An 18,147-nucleotide genomic window follows, 5' to 3' on the forward strand; every position below is an offset into this window, starting at 1 on the left:
CCGTCGCTCAACTCCAGTCAGCGGGCAGCTGCGGGCGCCGCAGCAACTTCCTCAAACACCCAAGCATCATAAGGCTGCAGCTGTACGCGTTTTTCGATAGCCAGCTGTTCCGAATTCGTCAGCAGCAAGTGCCAGTTTTTGTTGGACACTCTTGTCGGCAGATCGATTTGGCAAGGATTCCGGCTAAGATTCGTCAGAACGAGAACCTGTTTGGTGTCCGACTTGCGCAAATAAGCAAAAACCTGCGGATGATTTTTCAGAATCAGTTCGAAGGTACTATCGGAAAATACGGACTGATTCTTTCTCAATCGGATCAATTGTTTGTAATGACTTAAAACGGATTGTTCATCTTTTTCCTGCTCGGCGATATTCAAATGTTCAGCGTTACTGTTCACAGCCATCCAGGGCAGCAACTCGGAAAATCCGCCGAACATCCCGCCTTCCCATTGCAGCGGCGTGCGCGAATGGTCCCGCGTCCAATGGGTGACGTTCCTTAACGCTTCTTCTGGAGAAGAGCCGCTCTCCAAGAGAATCCGGTAAAGATTGTGCGAATCTTGGGCGTCGACTTGTTCCATCGACTGAAAAGCAAAGTTGGTCATGCCGATTTCCTGGCCTTGATAGATGAAGGGCGTCCCTTTCAGCAACATATACATCGTGGCAATCGCTTTGGCGGATTTGGGTGATTCATCCCCCAGAATCGAAGCGATCCTCGGATTATCATGATTCTCCACGTATAAGGCGTTCCATCCGTTCGATCCCAAGTCTTTTTGCCAACGGGAAAGCACCTTTTTGAACCCCAACAGATTGAGCCGTTCCGAACCAGGCTGGCCTTCGCGCACGTTATGCTCCAACTCAAAGATCATATTCAAATAGCCGTCTTCTTTGGTCCAATGCGCGGCTTTTTTGCTGGAAACGCCGCTGGCTTCGCCGACCGTCATGATGGGGTATGCATCAAAAATTTCCTTCAGTTCTTGCATATAGACTTCGATTCCCGAGACGTTCATGAAGGGTGCCCAAGGATTTTCGGTGATCTTGAAATCCCAAGGTTCTTTCTGGATATGGCTGATCGCATCCAGACGGAAGCCGTCGATCCCCAAGTCCAGCCACCAGCGGATCATCTGGTAAATTTCTTGCCGGACTTTAGGGTTTTTCCAATTCAGATCGGGCTGTTCCGGAGCGAAGACATGGAAATAGGCCTGACCCGAGCGGTCGTCGTAAGTCCAGGTCGATCCGCCGAAGAAACTTTGCCAATCATTCGGCATTTTATTTTCCGTCGCATCCGCCCACAAATAATAATCGCGATACGGGTTTTCGCGGCCTTTTTTCGCTTCCAGAAACCAAGGATGCTGATCGCTGGTATGGTTCACGACCAGATCCATGATGATTTTGATGCCTGCAGCATGGGCCGTGTCCAACAGTTCCTCGAAGTCGGCCATTGTCCCGAAATCGGGATGGATATCCTGGTAATCGGAAATGTCGTAGCCGTTATCGACATTCGGCGAAGCGTAGACCGGATTCAACCAAATGAAATCCACGCCCAATGACTGCAGATAGGGCAGTTTTTCGATGATTCCCTGCAGGTCACCGATGCCATCGTGGTTGGCGTCCCGGAAACTCCGGGGGTAGATTTGATAGCCTACCGCATTTTTCCACCAGCCGTTCATGCGGTCACCTTCACCACAAAAGCTTGCCAAGGCTTCAATGTCATGTCCTTCAAATCTGTAAGCTCCAACTCATAATTCTGGATGATCACTTCGGCTATTTCGTCCTCGACCGAGAAGAGCTGCGCGTCATCTGAAAAATTGGCCACAATCAGCCAACGCTCGCCCTCGTATTCCCGGTAATAGCTGATGACTTCATCGACCGTATCCACCAACTTGAATTCGCCCCAAACCATGATCGGCTGCTCTTTGCGCAGACGTATCAGCTTTTGGTACGTGTAAAAAATCGAATTTGGATCCGCCAATGCCGCTTCTGCATTGATGACCGGATAATTTTCATTCATGCCGATCCAAGGGGTGTCGGTCGTGAAGCCACCGTTCAAGGAAGCGTCCCACTGCATCGGGCGGCGGGCATTGTCGCGGCCTTTGGCGTTGATCGAAGCCAGGATCTCTGCCTCTGAATAGCCTTTCGCCAAGCGCTCGTGGTACATATTGATCGTTTCGATGTCCCTTGCTTCTGAAATGGTTGTAATCGGCGTGTTGGTCATGCCGATTTCTTCGCCTTGATAGATGTAAGGGGTGCCCTTCATCATGTGCAAGAGGATCGCCAGCATTTTGGCGCTTTGCGAGCGGTAAGTCTGATCGTTCCCCCAACGCGACAGCATCCGTGGCAAATCGTGATTATTCCAGAACAAAGAGTTCCAGCCGTCCTGTCCGAGTTCCGTTTGCCATTTCGTCAGAATCCGCTTCAGTTCGGCCACCCGCATCGGCTGTAGATCCCATTTCTCGCCGTCCGGTTTTTGGTCCAGGCCGATGTGTTCGAATTGGAAAACCATCGAGAGCTCCTTGCGTTCGGGAGCGGAATATAATTTGGCGATTTCCGGAGTGGCGCCCCAGGTTTCGCCGACGGTCAGCAGGTCATGGGCGCCGAAAGTCGCATGATGCATTTCCTGCAGGAATTCATGCAGCTGCGGGCCGTTGCCGGTGATTCCCTTTTCGGGGATTTTTCCGATCAGGTCGATGACGTCCATGCGGAAGCCGCCGATGCCTTTAGCAATCCAGCTGTTCATCATCGCGTAGATTTCCTGGCGCATCTTTTGGTTCTGCCAGTTCAGGTCCGGCTGTTTTTTGCTGAAAAGATGCAAGTAGTACTGTCCGCTTGCGGCATCCCATTCCCAGGCCGGTCCGGAGAAGGCCGAGCCCAACCCGTTCGGCACGCCGCCGTCCGCGGCAGGGTCTGCCCAAACATAATAGTCGCGGTAAGGATTGTCTTTGCCTTTTTTGGCTTCGACGAACCAAGCGTGTTCGTCCGAAGTATGGTTGACCACCAGATCCATCACCACCTTGATGTGCCGCTTGTCGGCTTCCGCGATAAAGTGTTCCATTTCTGCCATTGTGCCGAATTCAGCGAGAATGGCTTCGTAATCGGAAATGTCATACCCGTTGTCGTCGTTCGGCGACTGGTAGACAGGCGAAAGCCAAATCGCCCCGATCCCCAATTTTTCCAGATACTCCAATTTTTCGGTCATGCCGGTGATATCGCCGATGCCGTCGCCGTTGCTGTCCCTGAAGCTCCGCGGATAGATCTGATAAACGACAACCTCTTGCCACCAATGTTTTTCCATGCTGCAACCTCATTCCTTATTCATTTCATTTGAGAAAATCTATTGCCTAATTGCCCGCCGCAACGTGCAGTGACTATTCTTTCATCAACACAAAGCCTTTGCGTTCCAATTCGACCGAGCCGTCCGACACGTCCGCAAGATTCGCAAACAAAGCGTTCCCGATCAGTTCCACCCGTGCTGTGTGTTCACCGGTGTTGAAGGCGCCGCGGATGACCTCTCCGCCCAGCATGCGCTCCAAAATGATCACGCCGGATTCTTCAGATACTTGCCGCCAATAAACGGTGCCTTCCGAAAGGATTTTTTGCTGCTCTTTGCGAAGTCCATTCAATTGTTTCACGAATTGGTGCAGATTGCGGTCCTGTTTTTCCTCTTCCCAGACCATGCACTTGCGGCAATCCGGGTCCATCCCGCCGGTCAAACCGATTTCATCTCCGTAGTACAGGCATGGGACTCCAGGTTGGATATAAGTAAATGCCATCGCTTGCTTCATGATGTCTTTGTCCTCGTTGGCTTCGGTCAACAGGCGCGGCGTATCATGGGAATCGAGGATGTTGAACTGCATCTGGTTCGTCTGATCGCGGTAGAGCATCAGCTGGTTGTTCATTTCCGACACCATTTTACTCAATGATAGTTCATTCTTCACGAAATAGCCCATGATTGCATCAGTGAAGGCGTAGTTCATGACCGCATGGAATTCGTCGCCCTGCAGCCAATTTTGGGAGGAATGCCAAATTTCGCCGAGAATGTAGAAATCTTTTTTGGCTTCATCGCAGACAATCCGGAATTTTTTCCAAAAGGCGTGATCGACTTCGTTCGCGACATCCAAACGCCAAGCGTCGATATCGAAGGCCTCAATCCAATAACGGGCGATGTTCAACAGATAATCCTGCACTGCCGGATTGGCCGTATTCAATTTCGGCATATGCGGATTAGCAGCAAAAACATCGTAGGTGATATCATAAGCATCCTCGAAATTTTCGCCCCGTTTGTACGAAGGCGGGAACTCATTGATGTGGAACCAATCGACATATTTCGAGTCTTCGCCGTTTTTAAGCACGTCTTGCCATTGCGGAGAAGAGTCGCCGATATGGTTAAAGACGGCATCCAGCATGACTTTCATACCGCGCCTGTGGCATTCATCCACGAGTTTTTTGAAGATTTCGGCATCGCCGAAAGCCGGATCGATTTTCAGGTAATCAATCGTGTCGTACTTATGGTTGGAAGAAGCTTCAAAAATCGGACAGAAATATATACCGTTGATTCCCAGGTCCTCCAAATAGTCAAGCTTGTCTATGACCCCCTGCAGGTCGCCGCCGAAGAAATTCTGCCTGTTAGGATCTTCCGAACCCCAAGCAAGTGTGCCTTCCGGATCGTTGCTCGGATCCCCGTTGGCAAAACGCTCCGGGAAAATCTGATACCAAATGGTTTCTTTGACCCATTCAGGTGTTTTGTAGCGATCGACTTCATGGAAGAATGGCATCCGGAAGTAATTATTTGGCATCAGCAAATACTCTTCTTCTAATGGATAGACGCCGTGATCGCCATAAAAGACGGAAATTCCGTCATGACCCTTTAAAGAAAATGCATAGGATAAGCGCTTTAAAGGTGCGTTCACTTGCACAAACCAGTAGTCGTAAAGATCGGTGGAAAGTGTTTTGATCATCTGAAGCGGTTTGCGGAACCACTCCTCTTTGTCCAAAAAATAAGGGTCCCCGTAAAGCAATCCCATCTCTCTAACGTCTCCGCGGGCAGTCCGCAGGCGGACGTGCATCGTTTCTTGGTCATATAGATAGGCAAACTCGCTTTCGGGACGATGGTAAAGCGCTGAAGTGTTCATAGTAGTATCGGCTCCTTTTCACTCTTTGTTTTCCCACATTGTGGCACATCAGATAATCGGTTGCAAGAACTTTTAGCAATCGGTTGCATTTTATTTTTGGAGTGGAGAATCATATCCATTGGCTTGCATATTGTTAGAAACCCTTGATATACATATGTAATTAAGCTTTTCACAATCAATCCGATTCATCAAAAAAATAAATCGTTTTCTTTTTATGAGAAATAACGCTTGACTATTTAAGCAATCGGTTGCATAATCTAGAGTGTAAAGGAAATTCATTTCAAGGGGGACAAGTAAGTGAAGACGAATTGGAAAAAATATTTTGGAAGCGGTTTAATTTTGGGAGCATCTGCTTTAATCTTGGGCGCATGCGGCGGCACAACGGATACAAGCGACACAGGCTCGGCTGAGAACACATCCGGGGAAGTCGTAGTAGAAGGCGATGTCAAATTGTGGGTGGACACGGATCACGTGGAAGTCTTCAAAGGAATCGTGGCAGACTTCGAAAAAGAATTCCCTGAAGTTACCGTTGAAGTGGCAGCAGGAAGCTCAGCGGATGCAAAAAAAGATGTATCGAAAGATCCAAAAGCGGCTGCCGATGTCTTCATGATGCCGCATGACCAGGTCGGTCAAATGGCTGAAGCCGGTCTGTTGTACCCGAACACAAAATACGCGGATGAAGTAAAAGCAAACAACGTGGAATCGGCTGTGGAAGGCGTAACGTGGAACGATGAGCTTTACGGCTACCCATACGGCGTTGAATCGCAAGTTCTCTACTATAACAAAGCGAAACTTACTGAAGATGATGTGAAGAGCTGGACGACGTTGTCTGAAAAAGGCAAAATCGGCACAAACTTTGCTGAAGCTGGAGCCAACTATATCTTTGGACCGCTGTTCATGAGTAACGGTCTTTACTTGTACGGTGAAAACGGTGAAGATCCAAGCGGAACCAATTTCAATAACGAAAAAGGTGCTGAAGTACTTGCATGGGTCGCAGCTCAAAAGAACAATCCAGGCGTGATCCAATCTGGAGCTGAAGCTTTGGCCAACTTGGAAGCAGGCGTTTCGGATGCTTTCCTTTCCGGCCCTTGGTCCAAAAATGACGTAATCAAAGCATTGGGCGAGAACATGGGCGTTGCGGCTTATCCGACAGTCGATTTCGGCAGCGGCGAAGTTCAAATGAAAGCTTTCTTGGGCGTCAAATTGTTTGCCGTAAACCAACAGACAGATGCTCCTTTAGCATCCATGGCTTTGGCTAACTACCTGTCCAATGAAACTTCCCAATTGACTGAATTCCAGGAAATGGGCGTCATCCCATCTAACAAAGTCGTTCAGGAAACAGCGGAAGTGCAAGAAGACGTTGTTGCAAAAGCGGTCATGGAAATGTCCCAACCCACTCATTCAGTCGTAATGCCTAAAGTTCCGGAAATCGTTTCGTTCTGGCCAGCAATGGATGCCATCATCAATGATGCATACAAAGGCAACATCACAGAATCCGAGTACATGGAAAAATTGGACAAATTGGTCAGCGACACTTCCAAAGTAACAGAACCTGAGGAAGAAAAAGAATAACAAAAATTAAAAAGGGAGGGCGAAAGATCACGCATCTTTCGTCCCTCCTATTTAAATGACGAAAGTGAGTGGGGAAGCCATGTTCAAGAAAAAAAGTTACAGCCAGCAGATGACCTTTCGGGAAGTGTTCAAAGAAGGGGACGTCGCAACAAAACTTTCCTTTGTTGTCATGGGAGCTGCCAATCTTGCCAATAAACAATACTTAAAGGGTTTGATTTTTCTGTTTTCGCAGATCGCCTTCTTCTATTGGCTGATCCGCAACGGACTACACGCGCTGTCCATGTTGGCGACGTTGGGTACTCAGGGGCAAGGGCTCGTTTTTGATGAACGCATAGGGATTGAAGTGCTGCAAGAGGGCGACAACTCGATGTTACTGCTATTATTCGGCATTGCTGCCATTGTGATTTGTGTGCTCCTTGTGGGTTTGTACATCATCAATCTGAAAAGCGCACGGCATCTCCATGGGCTAAAAGTAGCGGATGAAAAGATTCCGAGCACGATGGATGATTTGGCGAGTCTGCTGAACGAACGGTTCTACCTTACCCTAATGACGATTCCGTTGTTGGGCGTACTGCTGTTCACGGTCCTGCCGTTGCTTTACATGATCTCGATCGCCTTCACTAACTATGATCATACGCACTTGCCGCCGAAAAACCTCTTTACCTGGGTCGGCTTGGTGAACTTCGGTAACGTCATTTCCGGAAATATGGCAGACACCTTCTTCCCGGTCTTGGGCTGGACGCTGATCTGGGCTACGCTGGCGACGGTCACTTGCTTTTTCTTCGGCATCCTGCTCGCGCTTTTGATCAACACCAAAGGCCTGAAATTCAAAGGCGTTTGGCGCACGATTTTCGTCGTCACGATGGCAGTACCGCAGTTCATCTCGCTATTGGTGATGCGCAATCTGTTGAATGGCGCGGGACCCATCAACGCCACGCTTCTGAATTTGGGGCTGATCGATTCGGCCATTCCGTTTTTGACGGATCCGATTTGGGCAAAAATTACGGTCATTGTCGTTAATATGTGGATCGGTATTCCGGCAACGATGCTGGTTTCGACGGGGATCATCCAAAACCTGCCGACTGACCAGATTGAGGCTGCACGGATCGATGGCGCCAACAAGTTGCAGATTTTCAGGAACATCACTTTCCCGCAAATTTTGTTCGTCATGATGCCAGCGTTGATCCAACAATTCATCGGAAACATCAACAACTTCAACGTTATTTTCCTGTTGACCGGCGGCGGCCCTTCAAATTCTGACTTTTACGGAGCTGGTTCGACGGATCTGCTGGTTACGTGGCTGTACAACTTGACAGTCAACACGATGGACTACAACTTGGCGTCCGTCATCGGTATCCTAATCTTCATCCTGTCCGCAGCTTTCAGTCTGCTGGCCTACACAAGAACGAATTCATTCAAGGAGGGCTAAAAAAATGGCAAAAGAAAAGAAAACAACAGGATACAAAGCGCAGCGGCGATATTCGCTGGCTGCAGTCTACGCCGTCCTGGCTGTCCTGTCGGTCATTTGGATGTTCCCTATCGTATGGATCGTTTTAACCAGCTTCCGGGCAGAGGGCGGGGCGTTCGTTCCGTACATCATTCCAAAATCATTTACTTTGGAAAACTACAAAATTCTGCTGCAGAACACAACCGGAAATTATCCGTTTGTGCGTTGGTTCCTGAATACGCTGTTTGTTTCCGTGATCAGCTGCCTCCTGTCGACTTTCATTACGATCGCAATGGCGTACGCACTGTCGCGCTTGCGCTTCAAGATGCGGAAACCGTTCCTGAAAGTGGCGCTTGTCCTGAACATGTTCCCCGGATTCATGAGCATGATCGCCGTGTACTACATCCTGAAAGCCCTGAACCTGACGGAAAGCCTGCTTGCTTTGATTTTGGTCTATTCTGCGGGCTCCGCGCTGGGCTTCTATATCGCCAAAGGATTCTTTGATACGATCCCGATGGCGCTGGACGAATCGGCCATGATCGACGGCGCCAACAAGTGGCAGATTTTCACGAAAATCACGCTGCCGTTGTCCAAACCAATTATCGTGTACACGTCTTTGCTGGCTTTCATGGGACCGTGGATGGACTTCATCTTCGCAAAAATCATCATGGGCGACAACATCCCGAACTACACAATAGCGATCGGGCTGTTCACGATGATGACCCGCACGACCGCGAACTCGCTGTTTATGGCGTTCACCGCAGGTTGTGTGCTGATCGCCATCCCAATCACGATCCTGTTTATCTTCATGCAACGCTTCTATGTGGAAGGCGTGACTTCCGGATCAGTCAAAGGATAGTATTGTAAAGTGAAAAAGCCCAAAAGGCGCTCTTGCCGGAGCGCCTTTTGGGCTTTTTGGGTTTTGTTTTTGTGGGGGTAGGCAATTTTGTCGTGTGAACATGGATACTTTGGAGTTATTCATGATTTTGGCAGTATTCGGGCTGGAAAAGATGAATACTTTGGAACAATCTATCTTTAGCACGGCATGCGCGCGCAAAAAGATGAATACTTCGCATTTATCCATGGTTTCAATCAACATTCCGCCGCGCGTTCGATCAGCCGGCGGTCGCCAAGCCCTTTACGATTTGAGCCAAGGCCTCGTTGATCGGAGTGGCTGGATGGCCGAGCAGTTTTTCGAAATCCTCGCTTTCGACATCCAACGAACCTTCGCGGATGCTCTTTTGGATAGCGAGCAGGATAGGGATGACGAAATCCGGTACACCGGCACCGCTCATCGCTTCGGCATAAGCGGCATCATCAAGCTGCAGTACGGTGACTTCTTTCTCCAAAACGGTTCCGAGAGCCGCGGCAATTTCTTCCTGAGTCAAGGGCTTGCCGGAGAGCTCATAGATTGTGTTTTCGTGTCCGCTGCCGGCCAACACGGCAGCGGCTGCTTCCGCATAATCCTGTTGCAGCGCCCATCCGACCTTGCCGTCGCCTGCGGATGTCACCCACGGAGCGCCTGCCAGGACGCCTTGGATGCTGGAAGCCTCATTCTCCAAGTACCAGTTGTTGCGTAGGAAAGAATAGGGGATGCCGGTTTTCAGGATGGCGTTTTCCGTCGCCTGATGCGTCGGAGCGAACAAGTTGGTGCTGTCCTGAGCTTTAGCTAGGCTGGTGTACGCAATGAAGCCAACGCCGGCCCGCTCTGCCGCAGCTACAGCGTTGGCATGCTGGCGGATCCGGGTTTCGTTATCTCCGTCCGCAGAGACAAGCAAGATGCGATCGACGCCTGCGAAAGCGGCGTCCAACGTTTCCGGATGATCAAAGTCCCCTTGGCGGACATCCACCCCGCGAGCGCTCAATGCTTCCGCTTTCTTTGGATCGCGGACACTGACCGCCAATTGGTTGGCCGGTACTGTCTGCAAAAGCGTCTCTACAACTTTTGTGCCGAACTTTCCTGTTGCTCCCGTTACTAATAATTTCATGCTGAATCCCTCCGATTTCTTCACTTATTTATTGTAATCTAATGATATAGCATCCGGCTTCATTTGGAAAGCCGTTACACTTAGAGTTGTGTGTGGATGAAAAATTGGCAAGGAAGAAAGGGAATGGGGGATGAATATGTAGAGAACCTCCGACATTTATCTTGTATTCTCGGCAGTTCGCGAAGAGTGGTGAGATCCTCCGACAATCTTCCTAAAATGTTGAACGACTAGGTTCGCCACCCACAAATGATTGATACAGCAGGATACTGGTTTTATTGGTGGTCAGCCAGTATTTCACCCAACCTTTGCAGCTTTTCAGGACTGTCCTTGCATAACGAGAATAGCAATCTATCAGTTTACGATTTTTTCAACTGCCATACTCCTAGATCAGATGAATCGGTACATTAAAATGAGCAATGTTTACTAAAAATTCAGTTTAAAAAAGGCAGGCTTCCATTTCAATCCCGAAAATAATAGTGATTTCTGATATTGGGCCTGTGCGTATCATTTGTTATTTCGTTTTGCTTGTTATAGAATGGGTGAAGGATAATGCAAGCGCTCTCAATTCTTTTATACGTTATGAATCATAAGGAGGAACCGTAATGGATAAGAATCCTGAATTTGAAAAAGAATTACACGAAAATGAAGTGGCCGCAGCAAATGCTGCCCATTCCCATCCAGATCCACTTTCCGGAGAAGCAGAATCTGAAAGGGACTATCAAATACCAAAATCCCAACATCCGGACCCAGAATTGGATGCCGAAGCAGAAGAGATTGGGAAATTAAATTCGGATGATGACGCTTAAAAAAATACACAGATAGAGGCTGGACAAAACCCAACTGAATAATAAAAATAGGCGCTAAATTACCTGAGTTGGGGTAAGTTATCGCCTATTTTTTTATCCTGCTACGGAGGTTCGTTCCATAGGTGTGTCCTTTCAGAAAAGCGAATTCATCTCTACCGTGATATCCGTCAACAGGATCTGGAAGGACAGCAGCGTCAACTCGAAGAGGAACGCTGCGATTGGGTCTACTTCGAGAAAATCACTGGAACGAAAAGTGATCGTCCCGAATTTCAAAAACTTCTTCAGGAAATCCAGACAGGGGACACGCTGGTTGTGACGAAGTTGGATCGCTTCGCTTGGAGCACACAAGATGCATTGAACACGATTAAGCTCCTATTCGGGAAGGGCGACCAAAGAAATTCAATCAGTAACAAATCAATCTTGCCATGAACCTATTGAAGGACCATTCCTAAGGGTACTACTTGCTTTAATTGAATAACATAAGGTGCTATTGTATCTATAAGCAAAGGGGGGTGTCTCATTTTGAGACACCCCCCTTTAAGTTCTATCTATAGTTCTTCTCCATTTGTAGTAATTACCTGTTTATACCAATCAAATGATTTTTTCTTGCTTCTCTCTAAAGTACCATTGCCATAATCGTCTTGATCAACGTAGATGAAACCGTAACGTTTAGACATTTCAGAGGTACTTGCACTAATTAAATCGATACAACCCCAGCTTGTGTACCCAATAAGATCTACACCCTCTTTGATCGCTTCGTTCATTTGCTCAATATGTGCACGCATATAATCAATACGATAATCGTCGTTGATTGAGCCGTCTTCCTCTACTTTATCATAGGCTCCAAGTCCATTTTCCACGATAAACAACGGTACTTGGTAGCGATCATACATTTTCTTTAAGGTAATACGCAATCCTTTCGGATCAATTTGCCATCCCCAATCAGATGACTCTAAATAAGGGTTTTTCACACCACTAAAGAAGTTCCCTTTTTCCTTCTGCTTACCAGGTGCTCCGCTGGCAACCATTGACATGTAGTAACTAAAGGATAAGTAATCCACTGTATGTTGCAGTAATATTTCTTCATCGCCAGGAAGCATGTCAAGCTTAATATCATTTTCTTCAAAATAACTTAACATGTAACTTGGATAATAGCCACGAACTTGGACGTCAGTGAAGAACAGGTTCATTTGGTCTTCTTTCAGTGCTTCTAATACATCATCTGGACTGCAAGTTTCTGGATATACTTCCATACGAGCCAGCATACAACCAATCATGGCATCAGGGATCATTTCATGACATGCCTTGACCGCTCTAGCGCTTGCTACAAACTGATGATGTAATGCTTGATAAACCGTTTCTTCCTTGTGTTCTACTTCATCTATAAGAACACCACTACCGATATATGGAGACAGCGTTGAAATATTAATTTCATTGAACGTTAACCAGTATTTCACTTTTCCTTTGTAACGATTAAATACCGTTTCTGCATAATGAACAAAGAATTCAACTACGCGTCGATCTGCCCAACCATTATATTTTTGAACTAAAGCAAGTGGAATTTCATAGTGTGATAACGTCACAAGTGGCTCGATTCCATATTTCAATAATTCATCGAATACTTTGTCATAGAAAGCTAGTCCTTCTTCATTTGGCTCTGTCTCATCACCATTTGGAAAAATACGAGGCCAAGAGATGGACATACGGAATGTTTTAAAGCCCATTTCTGCAAACAGTGCAATATCTTCTTTATAACGGTGGTAGAAGTCGATACCACGACGTTTCGGGAAGTTATCTCCAACGGTTCCTGCTAAAAGATCCTCAAGTTCCTTTTTGCTTCTGATATCCATTTCGATTTCATTTGCACGTTCTTCTTTTGGTACAAATTGAACCATATCAAAAATGGAAAGGCCTTTGCCCCCCTCGTTGTAAGCTCCTTCTAATTGGTTTGCAGCCGTAGCTCCACCCCATAAAAAACCTTTTGGAAATGTCATAGTATATTCCTTCTCTCGACTTTTTTTGTTTCTGATTTTATTATAATTTAGTGATGCTAAAAAAACTGGTCTAAAAGAGACCAGTTTAAGGCTGCGAAGAATGTTGCTATTGGGATCAATGAAACAATACATCAAACAACCTTAATAAGGTTTGACTGCTGACAGCACTATTTTCAATTTTTCCGCACTGTAAAATTTCATCAAATAATGCTAGATGTTGATGTGGCTCCGAGAAGGTAATCAGTAATTTCTTTCCTTTTGTCCTTTTAAGTTTTTCAAATAAAAGGAATTCCTCTGATAGTAAGTATCCCTGTATAGAAATAGTGATAATCATATCTTCCTCTGTCAATATGTCCAGAACATCCATTTGTTTAAAAATATTTGTATTACATTCACAAAATTTCCCTGCAAGAAGTATTTTTTTTTGTAACTCCAAAGCTTGGATTTGATGCTTTTCAAAACCTAGTATTACAACTCGACGGGATTTGCTGATTTGTTTTACAATCCGCTCAATCTGTTCCCTTGGGATATTTTCAATTATTTCCACGTTTTCCTTTAATTGCTCTATAAACCTATCTCCACTTAGGTGAATATCGTTCTTTTCAAGAGGTGCCCCATGCTTAATTACAGAATTTCTTAAGTTTGAAAAATTTCTAAAACCAATTCTTTTGCAGAAACGATTAATTGTAGAAGGGGCTACATTACATACCTCTGCTGCTGTTTCTAATGAAAACCCCTCAATCTTATGAAAATTTCCGAGCAACGTTTTCGCTATATGGTAGTTAATATCCTTATCAAGAGAATTGTTTATGTATGCTAAAAGATTATAAATCAATGTTTCCACGTTTCCCACCTCAAGTGAATAATTCATGTTAGTTGGACAATCACTTCATTATTTTAACATTAATTCCCTTTTTTTATTCGTGATTAGTGCTAAAATCTACGTGTATAACGCGACTGATGAATGACACCATCTAAGCCGGTCCAATCGGAAAGCAGCGTTGCCTGGCTTTTAGGGTTAAGATAAATAAACAGACAACAGAGGATGCGCCATGAACGAAAAACTATTAAAGGATCTATTTTTTAAAGAATATTATTTCTCGGATTTTTATTTTTTTAATGTGGGATATGAGAAGTGCCAGAGCAAGCATCGGTTTGGCCCTTCGTTACGGGATAACTATATCGTGCACTTTGTAATCAGCGGAAAAGGGCGGTATACCGTGAACGACACAACTCATCACTTAGGTGCGGGGGATTTTTTTCTGATCCGGCCGAATGAACTGGTCGATTATGAAGCGGATGCGGAAGATCCCTGGGAATACTATTGGATAGGATTTTCTGGCAAAAAGGTGAAAGAAATCCTGCAGACAAATGGCATCGGAGTCAAAGACTATATCGGGCAAGTCGACACGAAAGAAGCGTTGCGGGAAAAATTCGAGGGTTTTATGCAATCCGATTTTTTTGATGATTCTCAAAAACTAGCAAATCAGGCCTTCTTCTATGACATTTTTTCGTTCTTCAAAATCCATAATGAAGGTGTGGAAATGGAGGTCCGAGTCAGCCAAAGGACAAAATACAGCGAAGCTTTTTTGTTGTACGTGGAAAATAATTATTATCGCGAGGATTTGACGATCGAAGAAATTGCGAAATCGATGTACCTGCACCCTTCCTATTTCAGCCAGGTGATCAAAGAGGAGTTGGGTTTGAACGCCCTCAAATATTTGAACCTGTACCGCATGAACAAAGCCAGCCAACTGTTGAAAACGACGGAATTGTCGATTGAGGAAATCTCAAACGCGGTAGGATATGAGAACCGGCACTCTTTTTCGAGGGCCTTCAAGAGCAGATTTCACAGTTCGCCGACCGAATATAAGGCTGAAAAATAAGACCTACAAAATTGTACCCTGCAGCTAAAATCATGCACTTTTGTTTCAGTGAGAATAAACTATACTGGAGACATCAAATGGAAAAAGGAGCATGGATATGGTTAAAATTTGTTTTATCGGTGCAGGCAGCACGATTTTTGCGAAAAATGTTTTAGGGGACGCGATGTTGACGCCGAGTCTTCAAGATGCAGAGATTGCATTATACGATATTGATGAAAAAAGATTAAACGAATCTGAATTGATGCTTAAGGCTATCAACAAAAACTCGAACCAAAACCGCGCCAACATACAGTCTTTCAGCGACAGGAAAGAAGCTTTGAGAGATGCGAATTTCGTCATCAATGCTATTCAAGTTGGGGGATACAAACCGAGCACTGTGATTGATTTCGAGATTCCCAAAAAATACGGCTTGCAGCAGACAATCGGGGATACTGGCGGTATCGGCGGTATTTTCAGAGGATTGCGCACACTTCCAGTCATGTTTGAATTTGCCAAAGATATGGAGGAGGTTTGTCCGGATGCCTGGTTACTGAACTACACCAATCCTATGGCCATTTTGACGATGGGCATGCTGAAAGGGACGAAGATCAAAACGGTCGGCTTGTGCCACAGTGTTCAAGTTTGTGTGCCGGAATTATTTGAACATCTGGGGATAAAAGATCAATACAATCTGGATGAATTCCAATGGAAAATCGCCGGCATCAACCATATGTCTTGGCTATTGGAGATTAACCGAAACGGGAAAGATTTCTACCCTGAAATTCGCCATCTGGCTTCAACAATCGCTGATCCGCATAAGGATTCTGTGCGCTTTGAATTGATGAAACATTTTGGCTACTACATCACAGAATCCAGCGAGCATAATGCAGAGTACCATCCTTATTTTATCAAAAAGAATTATCCGCAATTGATTGATGAATTGCAGATCCCGATTGATGAATATTTGCGCAGATGTGTTACCCAAATCGAAGGCTGGGAACTTCAAAGAGATGAGATCGTCAATAACGGTTCGCTGGAACACACAAGAAGCCGCGAATATGCCTATTATATTATGGATGCGATTACAACCGGAAACCCAACGATGATTGCTGGAAATGTTCTCAATAAAGGCCTGATCACCAACTTGCCGGAAGATTGCTGTGTGGAAGTTCCGTGTTTGGTGGACAAAAATGGCGTTCAACCTACCTATGTGGGCAACCTCCCTACGCAACTGGCCGCATTGAATCGAACAAACATCAATGTCCAGGAGTTGACGGTTGAAGCCGCAATGACACTTGAAAAAGATAAAATCTATCAAGCGGCATTGTTGGACCCTCATGCGAGTTCAGAACTGTCCATTTCAGAAATAAAAGCAATGGTGGATGAATTGATCGCTGCCCATGGCGACTATCTGCCGACTTATAAATGAGAGAAAACAGGTGCGCCCAGTCAATCGGCTTCGTCGCATCATAGAGCATACTCGATATCTTGAAATACAAAAAAACGAAAGGAAGAGCAGCCTGTTGGTGCTCTTCCTTTCGTTTTTTTTGTTTATTTTGAACTAGGCTTCGCATGTTTCGGATGCTCGTGGTTGGCCTGAGAAATTTCCCGGGAAATGGTAAAAAGGCCAGTGTGAGAACGCTTTCCCTAAAGGGGTCCATCTTATTGTGGGGCTCTTTTACCCGTGCTATAGTAGTCACATGAAAAGGATTTCAAAAAACAAAAGGAGATGAAAAATGATGATGCAGAAATTGCAGCGCTTTGGTGGCGCCATGTTTACACCTGTTTTATTATTCGCTTTTGCAGGGATTATCTTGTCGCTTTCGATCATGTTCCAAAATGAAATGTTGGTTGGTGGAATCGCAGCGGAAGGGACAATATGGAAAAACTTCTGGGCGGTAGTTGAATCCGGTGGGTGGACAGTTTTTAATCAGATTGAGTTATTATTCGTTATTGGTTTGCCTATGGGATTGGCCCAAAAAGCAAATGCTCGTGCAGCTTTGGAGTCGTTCGTTGTCTATACCACATTCAACAACTTCTTAAGCAAAATTCTTCAGCTGATGGGACCGACGTTCAATGTTGACTTCACCCAAGAAGTCGGCGGCAACAGTGGCCTGAAAATGATTGCTGGAACAAAGACGCTGGATACCAATTTAATCGGCGCAATCTTGATTGCAGCTATTGTTGTTTGGATCCACAATCGTTACTTTGAAAAGAAATTGCCTGATTGGATCGGTATTTTCCAAGGTTCTTCGCTAGTCGTGATTATCGGGTTCTTCCTGATGCTGCCTATAGCATTTTTGACGGCTTGGATTTGGCCAATCATCCAAAGCGGTATCGGATCAGCACAAGGATTCATGGCCAGTTCCGGTACATTCGGCGTTTGGTTGTACGTGTTCCTCGAAAGGATTTTGATTCCGACGGGCTTGCATCACTTCATTTACCAACCGTTCATTTTTGGGCCAGCGGTAGTCGAAGGTGGGTTGACCGCTGCTTGGTTGGAAAACCTGAATACATTCGCGCAGTCGACTCAGCCTTTGAAAGAGTTATTCCCTGAAGGTGGGTTCGCTTTGCATAATGTTTCCAAACTGTTCGCACCGCTGGGGATTGCAGCTGCCTTCTATACGACAGCCAGTCCTGAGAAGCGTAAAAAAACATTGGCACTGTTGATTCCGACGGCGTTGACCGCCATTCTTTCCGGGATCACGGAACCGTTCGAATTCACGTTCCTTTTCATCGCACCGCAGTTGTTCTTGGTTCATGCTTTATTGGCGGCAACTTTAGGCGCGACTGTATATGCTTTCGGAGTTGTCGGAGATATCGGTGGTGGGTTGATCACAAACCTGTCGCAGTTCATCATTCCGATGTCGATCAATCATATTGGATCAGTCCTAACCCTATTCGCAGTCGGCTTTACTTTCAGTGTCATCTACTTCTTTGTGTTCCGATTCGCCATTCTGAAATATGACCTGAAAACACCTGGGCGTGAAGATGCGGAAGAAGTCAAGATGTACAGCAAACAAGAGTATCGGGAAAAGCAAGCCAAGAAAAATGCTGGCGAGCTGGCAGGCAATCCGTACTCTGTGAGAGCTGCGCATTATATGGAAGCGTTAGGCGGCGTGGATAACATTGTCGAGGTGAACAACTGTGCGACAAGGCTACGTGTGACAGTGGCAGATGAAGCACTGGTGGCAACGGATGCGGAATTCAAGCAAGGCGGCGCCCATGGACTCGTCAGAAATGGAAAGGCGTTCCAAGTGATTGTGGGGCTGGATGTTCCGCAAGTCAGGGAAGCATTCGATCAGCTGGTCGAACAAAGGCCGATTTAACAACATATCCAATAGATTTATCA

At 46.0% G+C, this 18,147-nt stretch carries 15 protein-coding genes; 8 read left to right on the forward strand and 7 right to left on the reverse strand.

Translation table 11 applies throughout. The annotated features are described in order from the left end of the window. Nucleotides 1-17: 17 nt before the first annotated feature. From C7R56_RS08275 to C7R56_RS08285, 3 genes are all read right to left on the reverse strand, one after another. Nucleotides 18-1,664 (reverse strand): glycoside hydrolase family 13 protein, encoded by a 1,647-nt coding sequence (locus C7R56_RS08275; protein WP_107996069.1) that lies wholly within the window; start codon nucleotides 1,662-1,664, stop codon nucleotides 18-20. Further along, nucleotides 1,661-3,286 carry a glycoside hydrolase family 13 protein gene (locus tag C7R56_RS08280; protein ID WP_107996070.1) on the reverse strand — a complete coding sequence of 542 codons (1,626 nt, stop codon included), beginning with the start codon at nucleotides 3,284-3,286 and terminating at the stop codon, nucleotides 1,661-1,663. Before C7R56_RS08280 ends, C7R56_RS08275 begins: the two co-directional genes overlap by 4 nt. Before the next feature lie 73 nt (nucleotides 3,287-3,359). Next, nucleotides 3,360-5,123 carry a glycoside hydrolase family 13 protein gene (locus C7R56_RS08285; RefSeq protein ID WP_107996071.1) on the reverse strand — a complete coding sequence of 588 codons (1,764 nt, stop codon included), beginning with the start codon at nucleotides 5,121-5,123 and terminating at the stop codon, nucleotides 3,360-3,362. A gap of 297 nt (nucleotides 5,124-5,420) precedes the next feature. Here C7R56_RS08285 and C7R56_RS08290 point away from each other — a divergent pair, with 297 nt between their 5' ends. From C7R56_RS08290 to C7R56_RS08300, 3 genes are all read left to right on the forward strand, one after another. Then, nucleotides 5,421-6,695 carry an extracellular solute-binding protein gene (locus tag C7R56_RS08290; RefSeq protein WP_107996072.1) on the forward strand — a complete coding sequence of 425 codons (1,275 nt, stop codon included), beginning with the start codon at nucleotides 5,421-5,423 and terminating at the stop codon, nucleotides 6,693-6,695. Nucleotides 6,696-6,774: 79 nt separating this feature from the next. Then, the gene (locus C7R56_RS08295; protein ID WP_107996452.1) at nucleotides 6,775-8,124 is read left to right on the forward strand and encodes a carbohydrate ABC transporter permease; all 1,350 of its coding nucleotides are present in this window, start codon (nucleotides 6,775-6,777) and stop codon (nucleotides 8,122-8,124) included. Between the two features lie 4 nt (nucleotides 8,125-8,128). Further along, the gene (locus tag C7R56_RS08300) at nucleotides 8,129-9,001 is read left to right on the forward strand and encodes a sugar ABC transporter permease (protein WP_107996073.1); all 873 of its coding nucleotides are present in this window, start codon (nucleotides 8,129-8,131) and stop codon (nucleotides 8,999-9,001) included. Between the two features lie 256 nt (nucleotides 9,002-9,257). Here the strand turns inward: C7R56_RS08300 and C7R56_RS08305 are convergent, their stop codons facing one another. Further along, nucleotides 9,258-10,130, reverse strand: coding sequence for an SDR family oxidoreductase (locus C7R56_RS08305; protein ID WP_107996074.1), 873 nt, complete (start codon nucleotides 10,128-10,130; stop codon nucleotides 9,258-9,260). A gap of 211 nt (nucleotides 10,131-10,341) precedes the next feature. Next, nucleotides 10,342-10,485, reverse strand: coding sequence for a family 1 glycosylhydrolase (locus tag C7R56_RS09130; RefSeq protein ID WP_407701487.1), 144 nt, complete (start codon nucleotides 10,483-10,485; stop codon nucleotides 10,342-10,344). Nucleotides 10,486-10,732: 247 nt separating this feature from the next. Between C7R56_RS09130 and C7R56_RS08315 the strand changes: the two genes are divergently transcribed. Beyond that, nucleotides 10,733-10,936, forward strand: coding sequence for a hypothetical protein (locus tag C7R56_RS08315; protein WP_107996075.1), 204 nt, complete (start codon nucleotides 10,733-10,735; stop codon nucleotides 10,934-10,936). A gap of 177 nt (nucleotides 10,937-11,113) precedes the next feature. Further along, nucleotides 11,114-11,365 (forward strand): recombinase family protein, encoded by a 252-nt coding sequence (locus C7R56_RS08320; RefSeq protein ID WP_234402621.1) that lies wholly within the window; start codon nucleotides 11,114-11,116, stop codon nucleotides 11,363-11,365. Nucleotides 11,366-11,484: 119 nt separating this feature from the next. Here C7R56_RS08320 and C7R56_RS08325 read toward each other — a convergent pair whose 3' ends face one another. Next, entirely contained in the window at nucleotides 11,485-12,930 is a 1,446-nt protein-coding gene (locus tag C7R56_RS08325; RefSeq protein WP_107996077.1) for a glycoside hydrolase family 1 protein, read from the reverse strand. Nucleotides 12,931-13,045: 115 nt separating this feature from the next. After that, the gene (locus C7R56_RS08330) at nucleotides 13,046-13,774 is read right to left on the reverse strand and encodes a MurR/RpiR family transcriptional regulator (protein WP_159072207.1); all 729 of its coding nucleotides are present in this window, start codon (nucleotides 13,772-13,774) and stop codon (nucleotides 13,046-13,048) included. 208 nt (nucleotides 13,775-13,982) lie between these two features. Between C7R56_RS08330 and C7R56_RS08335 the strand changes: the two genes are divergently transcribed. The 3 genes from C7R56_RS08335 (at nucleotide 13,983) to C7R56_RS08345 (ending at nucleotide 18,124) form a co-directional block, all read left to right on the forward strand. Continuing rightward, nucleotides 13,983-14,816: an AraC family transcriptional regulator gene (locus C7R56_RS08335; RefSeq protein WP_107996079.1), complete on the forward strand. Its 834-nt coding sequence runs from the start codon at nucleotides 13,983-13,985 to the stop codon at nucleotides 14,814-14,816. A 97-nt stretch (nucleotides 14,817-14,913) separates the two neighbouring features. After that, complete coding sequence (gene melA / locus C7R56_RS08340) at nucleotides 14,914-16,224, forward strand: alpha-glucosidase/alpha-galactosidase (protein ID WP_107996080.1); 1,311 nt, start codon at nucleotides 14,914-14,916, stop codon at nucleotides 16,222-16,224. A 310-nt stretch (nucleotides 16,225-16,534) separates the two neighbouring features. After that, nucleotides 16,535-18,124 carry an alpha-glucoside-specific PTS transporter subunit IIBC gene (locus C7R56_RS08345; RefSeq protein WP_107996454.1) on the forward strand — a complete coding sequence of 530 codons (1,590 nt, stop codon included), beginning with the start codon at nucleotides 16,535-16,537 and terminating at the stop codon, nucleotides 18,122-18,124. Nucleotides 18,125-18,147: the final 23 nt, after the last annotated feature.

Origin of the sequence: Trichococcus paludicola (assembly GCF_003052295.1) — a bacterium.
GTDB lineage: Bacteria > Bacillota > Bacilli > Lactobacillales > Aerococcaceae > Trichococcus > Trichococcus paludicola.

Coding starts and splice junctions, on each gene's coding strand:
- melA (WP_107996080.1), top strand. CDS start 14,914: ATGGTTAAAATTTGTTTTATCGGTGCAGGCAGCACGATTTTTGCGAAA.
- C7R56_RS08295 (WP_107996452.1), top strand. CDS start 6,775: ATGTTCAAGAAAAAAAGTTACAGCCAGCAGATGACCTTTCGGGAAGTG.
- C7R56_RS08325 (WP_107996077.1), bottom strand. CDS start 12,930: ATGACATTTCCAAAAGGTTTTTTATGGGGTGGAGCTACGGCTGCAAAC.
- C7R56_RS08345 (WP_107996454.1), top strand. CDS start 16,535: ATGATGCAGAAATTGCAGCGCTTTGGTGGCGCCATGTTTACACCTGTT.
- C7R56_RS08275 (WP_107996069.1), bottom strand. CDS start 1,664: ATGAACGGCTGGTGGAAAAATGCGGTAGGCTATCAAATCTACCCCCGG.
- C7R56_RS08305 (WP_107996074.1), bottom strand. CDS start 10,130: ATGAAATTATTAGTAACGGGAGCAACAGGAAAGTTCGGCACAAAAGTT.
- C7R56_RS08300 (WP_107996073.1), top strand. CDS start 8,129: ATGGCAAAAGAAAAGAAAACAACAGGATACAAAGCGCAGCGGCGATAT.
- C7R56_RS08315 (WP_107996075.1), top strand. CDS start 10,733: ATGGATAAGAATCCTGAATTTGAAAAAGAATTACACGAAAATGAAGTG.
- C7R56_RS08285 (WP_107996071.1), bottom strand. CDS start 5,123: ATGAACACTTCAGCGCTTTACCATCGTCCCGAAAGCGAGTTTGCCTAT.
- C7R56_RS08335 (WP_107996079.1), top strand. CDS start 13,983: ATGAACGAAAAACTATTAAAGGATCTATTTTTTAAAGAATATTATTTC.
- C7R56_RS08280 (WP_107996070.1), bottom strand. CDS start 3,286: ATGGAAAAACATTGGTGGCAAGAGGTTGTCGTTTATCAGATCTATCCG.